The sequence below is a fragment of the Nakamurella endophytica genome (assembly GCF_014646215.1).
GTDB lineage: Bacteria > Actinomycetota > Actinomycetes > Mycobacteriales > Nakamurellaceae > Nakamurella > Nakamurella endophytica.
In genome coordinates, this window is the sequence record NZ_BMNA01000008.1 from 124,437 (window position 1) to 132,282 (window position 7,846).

The following is a 7,846-nucleotide window of genomic DNA, read 5'->3' on the forward strand; positions in this document are numbered from 1 at the left end:
CGGCCGAAGCCCGGTCCGGCGGCGATCAACCCCTTCGGCCTGAGGCAGCGGCCCGGACGGCGGTGCTGCCGGTGGACCGGGCGGGGCCGGCCCACGGTCCGGGCGCGATCCGGGCACCGTGCGACCCCGCAACGGGCTTCACAGGACGTGTCCGCGGGACGACGGTGAGCAGATGCACGGCGCGGCGGGGCGGGGCCCGCGAGGCGGCCGAGCGCCGCCCGGCGCCGGTGCCGGACGTCCGTGTCCGGCCGTCAGCGCCTGTTGCCCGGCGCCGGTGCCCGGACCCACCGCGTCCGCCGCACCGCCCCACCCGAGCACGTCGCAACCCGCGGCAGAGCTTCGTCGAGCACCGACCGCATCACCCGGGCCCCCGCGTCGCGCGTGGGTGTGGCCCGACCGACCTCAACGGAGAGGGAAAGCATTGTTCAATTTCCGCAGGACGCTGGGCGCCTGCCTGGCCGCCGCCCTCGCGGTGTCCGGAGCGCTGGTGTCCGCACCGGCCGCCGACGCCGGCCGCCCGGCACATTCGTCCTCGCTGGTGGTCCGCACCGACAAGGGCGTGGTCCGCGGCGCTGTCAGCTACGGCGTCGAGGGCTTCCTCGGCATCCCGTATGCGGCAGCACCTGTCGGCCGGCTCCGCTGGCAACCGCCGCAGCCGGCCGCGAAGTGGAAGGGCGTCCGGTCGGCCGCCTCCTTCGGCAGCCAGTGCCCGCAGGGCGTCGGGCTGGACTCGGAGTTCGGCAGCACCGACGAGAACTGCCTGTTCGTCAACGTGCAGCGCCGCGTGGGCACCAGGTCCGACGCGAAACTGCCTGTCTACGTGTACATCCACGGTGGCGGATTCGTCACCGGCAGCGGTGAGAACCTGAACAAGGTGGTCGCCGACACCGGTGTCATCGGTGTGTCGTTGAACTACCGGCTCGGCGCCCTCGGTTTCCTGTCCGTCCCGGGACTGACCAGGGCGCAAGGCTCCTCGGGCAACTACGGCCTGCTGGACCAGCAGGCGGCCCTGCAGTGGGTGCAGCGCAACATCGCCCGCTTCGGTGGGGACCCGCGGCGGGTGACCATCGGCGGCGAGTCCGCGGGCGGCTTCTCCGTCTGCTACCACATGGTCTCGCCGGGCTCCCGGGGCACCTTCTCCCAGGCCATGGTCCAGAGTGGCGGCTGCCCGTCCCGGACCCAGCAGGAGGCGGAGACCACCGGTGCCGCGGTGGCGGCGGCCGTCGGCTGCGCCGACCCGGCCACGGCCGTGGCGTGCCTGCGCCGCGTGCCGGTCTCCCGCCTGCTCACCGCGCCGAGCGCCGGCGCCAGCGCGGTGCGCGGCACCCGGTTCCTGCCGGTCGACCCGGCCGCGGCCGTCCGTTCCGGCCGGTTCGCGCATGTGCCGACGGTCGTCGGATCCCAGCGGGACGAGGCGCGGTCGTTCTACCAGGACAGCATCGGCTGGACCGAGCAGCAGTACGTGGCCTGGGTCCGGAGCACCTTCCCCCGGGACGCGGCCGCCGTGCTGGCGCACTACCCGTGGCCGGCGACGAGCAACCGGACCACCGCCCCGTACCTGATGAGCGCCGTGGCCACCGATTCCGGTGTCCTGGGGGCGACACTCGATGCAACGGGCCGCATCCGGTACCCGGGACTGGGTGGCTGCGGCACGCGGGAGCTGCGGGTGGAGATCTCCCGGTACAGCCGGACCTACGCCTACGAGTTCGCCCACCGCACCGGGCCGGGCTGGACCGACGTGCCGGGCTACCAGTGGGGAGCCGGGCATGCGACCGAGCTGAACTATCTGTTCCCGCAGCACGGCATCACGACCGAGTCCGAGTACCACAACTTCGGTCCCGCCGAGTTCGGGCTGGCCGACCAGATGGTCGCGTACTGGGGGTCGTTCGTCCGGCACGGCGACCCGTCGACCCGCGACCAGCCGTGGTGGCCGCACTACAAGCCGGTCGACCTCGGGCTCACGCTGTCGTTGCGCGCCGGGGCGGACGGACCCACCCGGCTGACCACCGACGAGCAGTACAGCGCGGAGCACCAGTGCGGGTTCTGGGACTCCATCGCCTCCTACCGGAGCTGACGCACGGCTTCGCGGGTGTCGCGACAGCGTCCCCACAGCGTCCCCACAGCGCCCGTCGCCACCGCACCGCGCGGTGGCGGCGGGCACGCCGCTGTCCGGCCCGGTCAGCCGATGTGGGCGGGCAGCGGGAACGAGACACCGGTGAGCATCTCGGAGAGCGTCCACAGCCGGGCCGCGAGGTCGGCGTCGCGAGCAGCCCTGGACCGGCCGACCAGCGCGGGCGCGCCCCGGCCCTGCAGGAACCCGGTCGGCCCGGCGTAGCCGCCGGGCGGCACGTCGGCCACCGCCGCGAACAGGGTCGGCAGCGCCCCGTCGTCCTCGCTCTGACCCAGCAGCCGCACCGCGCGGTGCTGCAGCGCCTGGAGTCGCGGCCGGTCCCCGGTGCGGCGCAGCAGGTCCGTGGCCGCGACGCCCGGGTGGGCGGCGGTGGCCAGCACGGGCGAGCCGACCGCCGTGAGGCGGCGCTGCAGCTCGGCGGTGAACAACAGGTTGGCCAGCTTCGACTGGGCGTACGCAGCCGTCGCCCGGTACCGGCGCTGCTGCCAGTTCGGGTCCGCGAAGTCGATCGCGCCCGACCGGTGCGCGATGGACGACACCGTCACGACCCGTCCGCGCAGCTGGGGGAGCAGGAGGTTGGTCAGCGCGAAGTGGCCCAGGTGGTTGGTGCCGAACTGGAGCTCGAACCCGTCGGCGGTGCGCCCGAACGGTGGTGTCATCAGGCCGGCGTTGTTGACCAGGACGTCGACCGGACCGTCCAGGTCGTCGGCGAAGCTCCGGACGGAGGCCAGGTCCGCCAGGTCCAGCCGGCGGACCTCGGTGCGGCCGGACATCCCACCGGCTGCCTGCCGGCCCTTGCCGATGTCGCGCACGGCCAGCACCACCCGCGCGCCCCTGGCGGCGAACTCGCGCGCGGTGACCCGGCCGATGCCGCTGTTGGCGCCGGTGACCACGACGGTGCGACCGGTCTGGTCCGGGATGTCGGCGAAGGAGAACCTGGAAGTAGTCATGGGCAACAAAGTAGGCAGTAGCAACACTGTTGTCAACGCCTACATCCGTGCCTAGAGTCGTCGGGGTGTCCGCACCGACCGAACGCCGCTACCACCACGGCCAGCTGCGGTCGGCCCTGCTGGCGGCGGCCGAGCGGTCGCTCCGCGAGCACGGGGCCGGGCAGCTCTCGCTCCGCGAGCTCGCCCGCGAGATCGGCGTCAGCCACGCCGCCCCCCGCCGGCACTTCGCGGACCGCCAGGCCCTGCTCGACGCCCTCGCCGAGACGGGGTTCCGCAGGCTGGAGACCGAGCTGCGTGCGGCCGCCGAGCGGCCGGGCGCGGACTTCCCGCGGCGACTGCGGGCAACGGTGACCGCGTACGTGCGGTTCGCCACCGAGGACGCGGCCCTGCTCGACCTGATGTTCCGCGCCAAGCACCGGCCGGGCGCGGACCAGGTGGTGGCCGCCGCCGCTCCCGCGCTCGGTGCGATGGAGCAGCTGATCGTCGAGGGCCAGGCTGCCGGGGTCATCGTGGCCGGTGACCCGGAGCGGGTGGGCGTGGTGCTGTTCGCAACCATGCTCGGCATCACGGCACTGATCAACGGCGAGTTCGTCCCGCCCGATCGACTGGACGACACGATCGACACGGCGGTCGAGCAGTTCCTGCGCGGGGTGCGGCCAGGCTGACGCCGGCCGGCGCGGTCCCGACCGGCGCGGCTGCCGTCCGGATATCGCCGTCGCGGCGCGGGACGCCCGCCGGCCGTCAGGGCAGCAGCGGCAGCCGCCCGACGATGCGGTCGAGCCGGTTCCGCGGGCCGACGACGCTGACGGCCGCGTACCGCAGGTCGGCCGAGACGGTGTCCCCGACCGTGCGGACGTAGTCGGCGTACACCCTGGTCCGCTGCGCGGCGTCCGGCATGTCGGCCACGAACATGCCGCTGTCCGCGGCGGCCCGGGACCGCACCCGGTGGATGGTCTCGGCGTCCGCCGCCAGCACCGTGCAGCCGGCCCACGGCAGCCCCGGGTGCCTCTGCCCGTCGGCGTCCGTCGCCGCCGCGCCGAGCAGGCCGGGCACCGCCGCCGCCGTGGCCGCCGCCGCGCACACCGCGGCGTTCACCGCGCGACCGGCCGGCAACCCGGCGTCCACGACCACCACCCACTTCAACCGGGCCGACCGGGTGGGTGCCGAGGGGTCGATCTCGGCGGGGTGGAAGCCGACCACCGTCGCTGTGCCGTCCGTGTCCACGCACTTCTCCTGTTCACTTCGTCGCTTCGCTGCCAGCAAACTAGGCAGCAGTGCGGACGTCGTCCAGTGCGGCCGTACGGATGAACAGCGAGAGGAGTCCTGAGTGCCGCTCGACGAACTTGATACGGCGATCCTGCGGGAGCTGCAGTCGGATGCACGGAAGACCAACCGGGAGGTGGCGGCGGCGGTGCGGGTCTCGCCGACCACGGCGCTCGAGCGCACGCGCGCGCTGCGCCGCCGTGGCGTCATCCGCGGGGCGGTGCTGGACGTGCACCTGCCGGCGATCGGTCGCCCGGTGCAGGCGTTGATCGCGCTGCGGGTGCGCCCGCCGTCCCGCCGGGTGATCGCCGACTTCCGCGAGTGGGTGGCCGCCCAGCCCGACACGCTCGGCGTCTTCGTGACCTCCGGCAGCGAGGACTTCCTGGTGCACGTGGCCGTACCGGACAACGACAGCCTGTACGCGTTCGTCATCGACCGGCTGACCGAGCGCCCGGAGGTGGCGGACGTGCGGACCTCGATCGTCTACGAGCACATCCGCAACACCCGGATCCGGCCGGTGCGCTGACCCACCGCACCGGGCGCCGGTCCGTCGGTGTGGCCGGTCGGCTTGCCGTGGCCCGGCGGTGCCCCGAGGATGCCGCCGTGGCACAGCGGAGCAGCGGCAGGCGGAGCACGCGGGGCGGCCGGACGGCGCGGCGACGGGCGGCACCCGCCCTGCTGGGTCTGGCCGCGGCCGGGTCCGGGTGCGCCGCCGTGCCCGGCAGCGCCGCGCCCGCCGGCTGGGACACCGCTGCGGTCACCGGCGTGCTCCGGTCGGTGCCGGCGACCGCCGCCACCCGCACCGAGATCGGGCTGGTGAACGCGGCCGTGCTGAACGCGCTGGACGCGTCGTCGACCCGACCCCTGACCTCCACGGCGCCGTCGTCGCAGGGGCGACCACCGAGCGACTCCGCGTGGACGCGGTACGCGCTGTACGTGCCGCTGTGCGCCGGCGTCGTCGACGGCCTGCTCCGGCCGGCCGTCGGACCGGCAGCCCGCAGCGCGCCGTTCGGGTCGATGGTCACCCTCGCCTGGAGCGACCCGCCGCGGCCGGTCACCACGGTGAGCGTGTGCGCCGGCGGAGCGGTCGACGCCGCGCGGTTGCGTGCGCGCCTCGGGTCCGACGTCGAGGACCTGGACGTCGAGGGCATCACCGGGTACCGCGCCGAGCCGGGGTGGATCGGTGTCGACCGGTCCCGGGACGAGGTGGTCGTCGTCGGCTCCGCCGTCCCCGACGACGTGCGCTCGCGGGTCGTCGGCGGCCGGACCACGTCCGGGTCGCTGGCGGACGACCCGGACGTGCGCGCGGTGCTGGAGCCGCTGGCCGACGCCGCCACCCTGCTGATGGGCACCGAGCTGGTCCGGCTCGGCGGCTTCCCGCAGCGGGGTGCCGCCGCGGCTCCCGCGGAGGCGCTGGCGGCCGTGGTGCGCGAGCGCGGCGCGGCGTACCCGCGGCCGGTGTTCGCCGGCTTCGGCTGGCGCCCCACCTCCGGCCTGCAGGGCGCCACCCGGTTCGTCACGGTGCACGGCAGCGAGGCCGAGGCCCGGACCGCCGCCGAGCTGCTCACCGCCAGCTGGTCGCGGCTGGGCGCCACCGAACCCCGCCGGCTCGGCGGGGCGGCGACCACCGTCCGCGGACGCTCAGTGGTCACCGAGGTGGCCGGTGTCCCGCCGGAGGCGTTCAGCATCCGCACCTTGACGGTGGCGCAGTACCCCGGCTGGGGCCCCCGGGCCTGACCCGCGGCCGCCGGGTCAGCGCTCGCGCAGCCAGCTGGTGAGCACCGCCGGTCCCCGGACGGCAGCGGCCGCGTTGCGCAGGGCCAGCGGCCGGTCGTCGAACAGCCGGTCACCGCCGCCCACGACGGTGGGGAAGGTGAGCAGCCGGTACTCGTCGACCAGGTCGGCGCCCTGCAGCGCCCGCAGGACGGACGTGCTGCCGGCCAGCACCAGATCGCGGTCCTCGCTCTCCCGGCGGACGGCGTCCGGCAGGTCGCCGGCCAGGACCTCGGAGTGCGCCCAGGCCGACAGGTCCGGCCGGGACCGCGAGACCACGAGCTTGCGGACCCGGTTCATCCGCTGTGCGAACGGGTCGGTCCGGCTCGGCCAGAGCCGGCTGAACAGCTGCCAGGTGCGGCGGCCCAGCAGCAGCGCGCCCAGGTCGAGCGTCTCTCCCAGCTCGAACTTGTCCCCGGCGACGGCCTCCGGCCCGTGCCGGAAGGCCCACCCGCCGCCCGGCAGGCCAGCGCTGCCGTCCGGATCGGCCACCACCCCGTCCAGCGTGACGAACTCGATGACGACGACGCGACCCATGGCGGCCTCCCGGTGGACGGAACCTCTCGACGCCGGTACGTACCGGCCAGAGGTCCGGAACTCATCGGTCGATCGCGGCCCGGTCCGTCGGGGCGCGGGTGGACCGGTCGCGCCCGTCGGCGGGCGGCCCGGAGGCGCCCGCCGGTCGCTGCGGCAGCCCGAACGCGGGGAAGAGCGTGGGATCGGCGAAGACCACCGTGCGCGTGACCCGGCCGTCGCGGACCTCGAGCAGCTGCAGGCTGTGCGCCAGGAGCCCGCCGCCGCCGTCGGGCGCCCAAGTGGCGAACGCCGGCTGGCCGTTCGCCGCCACCGGTGCCGCGCGCCACGACGTGCCGCGCATCCGGAACACCCGGGCCAGGAACCGGCGGTAGTGCTCGACGCCGCGGAACCACAGCGGTACGGGGGGCATCTCCAGGACCACGTCCCGGTGCAGCAGCCCGACCAGGGTGGCCAGGTCGGCGCGCTGGAAGGCGTCGACGTACCGCTCGAGGACCGCGCGTTCCGCGGGATCCGGGTGGCGCACCGGGGTGCCGCCCGCCGACCGCAGCCGCGCCCGGGCGCGCTGCAGCGCGCTGGTGACGGCCGGCACCGACACCTCCAGCAGCCCGGCGACGTCCGCGGCGGGCCAGCCCAGGACGTCGCGCAGCAGCAGGACGGCGCGCTGCCGCGCCGGCAGCAGTTGCAGGGCGGCGACGAAGGCCAGCCGGACCGACTCGCGCCGCACGGCGAGGTCCGCGGGGTCCGCCGGCGCACCGTCCGGCAGCGGGGTCAGCCACGGGACCTCGGTCCCCACGGCCAGTGCCGCGTCGGGGTCGTCGCCCGCGGGGACGAGGCCGCTCGGCAGCACCCGGCGCCCGGCTCCGGCCAGCGCGGTCAGGCAGACGTTGGTGGCGATGCGGTACAGCCAGGTCCGCACCGACGCCTGCGCCGGGTCGTACCGGTCCCCGGCCCGCCACGCCCGCAGCAGGGTCTCCTGCAGCAGGTCCTCGGCGTCGTGCAGCGAGCCCGACATCCGGTAGCAGTGCCGGAGCAGCTCGGCGCGGTACGGGGCGGTGGCCGTCTCGAAGCCGTCGCGGGAGAGCGGCACCGGGTGGTCGGCCGGCGCGCCGGCGGATCGGGTCACGGCCCTAGTTGTACTGACCGGACAGGTTGGTTAAGCGGGTGACCGGGGCCTGGTTCCCGATTGCGGTGT

8 protein-coding genes are annotated in these 7,846 nt (G+C 75.3%); 4 read left to right on the plus strand and 4 right to left on the minus strand.

The window, feature by feature from the left end:
- Positions 1–421: 421 nt before the first annotated feature.
- Positions 422–2,074 carry a carboxylesterase/lipase family protein gene (locus IEY37_RS16705; RefSeq protein ID WP_229674534.1) on the plus strand — a complete coding sequence of 551 codons (1,653 nt, stop codon included), beginning with the start codon at positions 422–424 and terminating at the stop codon, positions 2,072–2,074.
- A 104-nt stretch (positions 2,075–2,178) separates the two neighbouring features.
- Here the strand turns inward: IEY37_RS16705 and IEY37_RS16710 are convergent, their stop codons facing one another.
- Positions 2,179–3,081 carry an oxidoreductase gene (locus IEY37_RS16710; RefSeq protein ID WP_188943561.1) on the minus strand — a complete coding sequence of 301 codons (903 nt, stop codon included), beginning with the start codon at positions 3,079–3,081 and terminating at the stop codon, positions 2,179–2,181.
- Positions 3,082–3,146: 65 nt separating this feature from the next.
- On the opposite strand from IEY37_RS16710, the gene IEY37_RS16715 reads away from it, so the two are divergent.
- Positions 3,147–3,746 (plus strand): TetR/AcrR family transcriptional regulator, encoded by a 600-nt coding sequence (locus IEY37_RS16715; protein WP_188943563.1) that lies wholly within the window; start codon positions 3,147–3,149, stop codon positions 3,744–3,746.
- A 76-nt stretch (positions 3,747–3,822) separates the two neighbouring features.
- On the opposite strand, the gene IEY37_RS16720 is transcribed toward IEY37_RS16715, so the two are convergent.
- Positions 3,823–4,305, minus strand: coding sequence for a DUF2000 domain-containing protein (locus IEY37_RS16720; RefSeq protein WP_188943565.1), 483 nt, complete (start codon positions 4,303–4,305; stop codon positions 3,823–3,825).
- Between the two features lie 103 nt (positions 4,306–4,408).
- Here IEY37_RS16720 and IEY37_RS16725 point away from each other — a divergent pair, with 103 nt between their 5' ends.
- The gene (locus tag IEY37_RS16725) at positions 4,409–4,870 is read left to right on the plus strand and encodes an Lrp/AsnC family transcriptional regulator (RefSeq protein WP_188943567.1); all 462 of its coding nucleotides are present in this window, start codon (positions 4,409–4,411) and stop codon (positions 4,868–4,870) included.
- Between the two features lie 188 nt (positions 4,871–5,058).
- On the plus strand, positions 5,059–6,081 hold the full coding sequence (locus tag IEY37_RS16730) for a hypothetical protein (RefSeq protein WP_229674535.1): 1,023 nt from the start codon (positions 5,059–5,061) through the stop codon (positions 6,079–6,081).
- Positions 6,082–6,096: 15 nt separating this feature from the next.
- On the opposite strand, the gene IEY37_RS16735 is transcribed toward IEY37_RS16730, so the two are convergent.
- Together IEY37_RS16735 and IEY37_RS16740 are read right to left on the minus strand one after the other, a co-directional pair.
- Entirely contained in the window at positions 6,097–6,654 is a 558-nt protein-coding gene (locus tag IEY37_RS16735; protein ID WP_188943571.1) for a dihydrofolate reductase family protein, read from the minus strand.
- Between the two features lie 61 nt (positions 6,655–6,715).
- Positions 6,716–7,777, minus strand: a complete 1,062-nt coding sequence (locus IEY37_RS16740) for a sigma-70 family RNA polymerase sigma factor (protein ID WP_229674536.1) — start codon at positions 7,775–7,777, stop codon at positions 6,716–6,718.
- Positions 7,778–7,846: the final 69 nt, after the last annotated feature.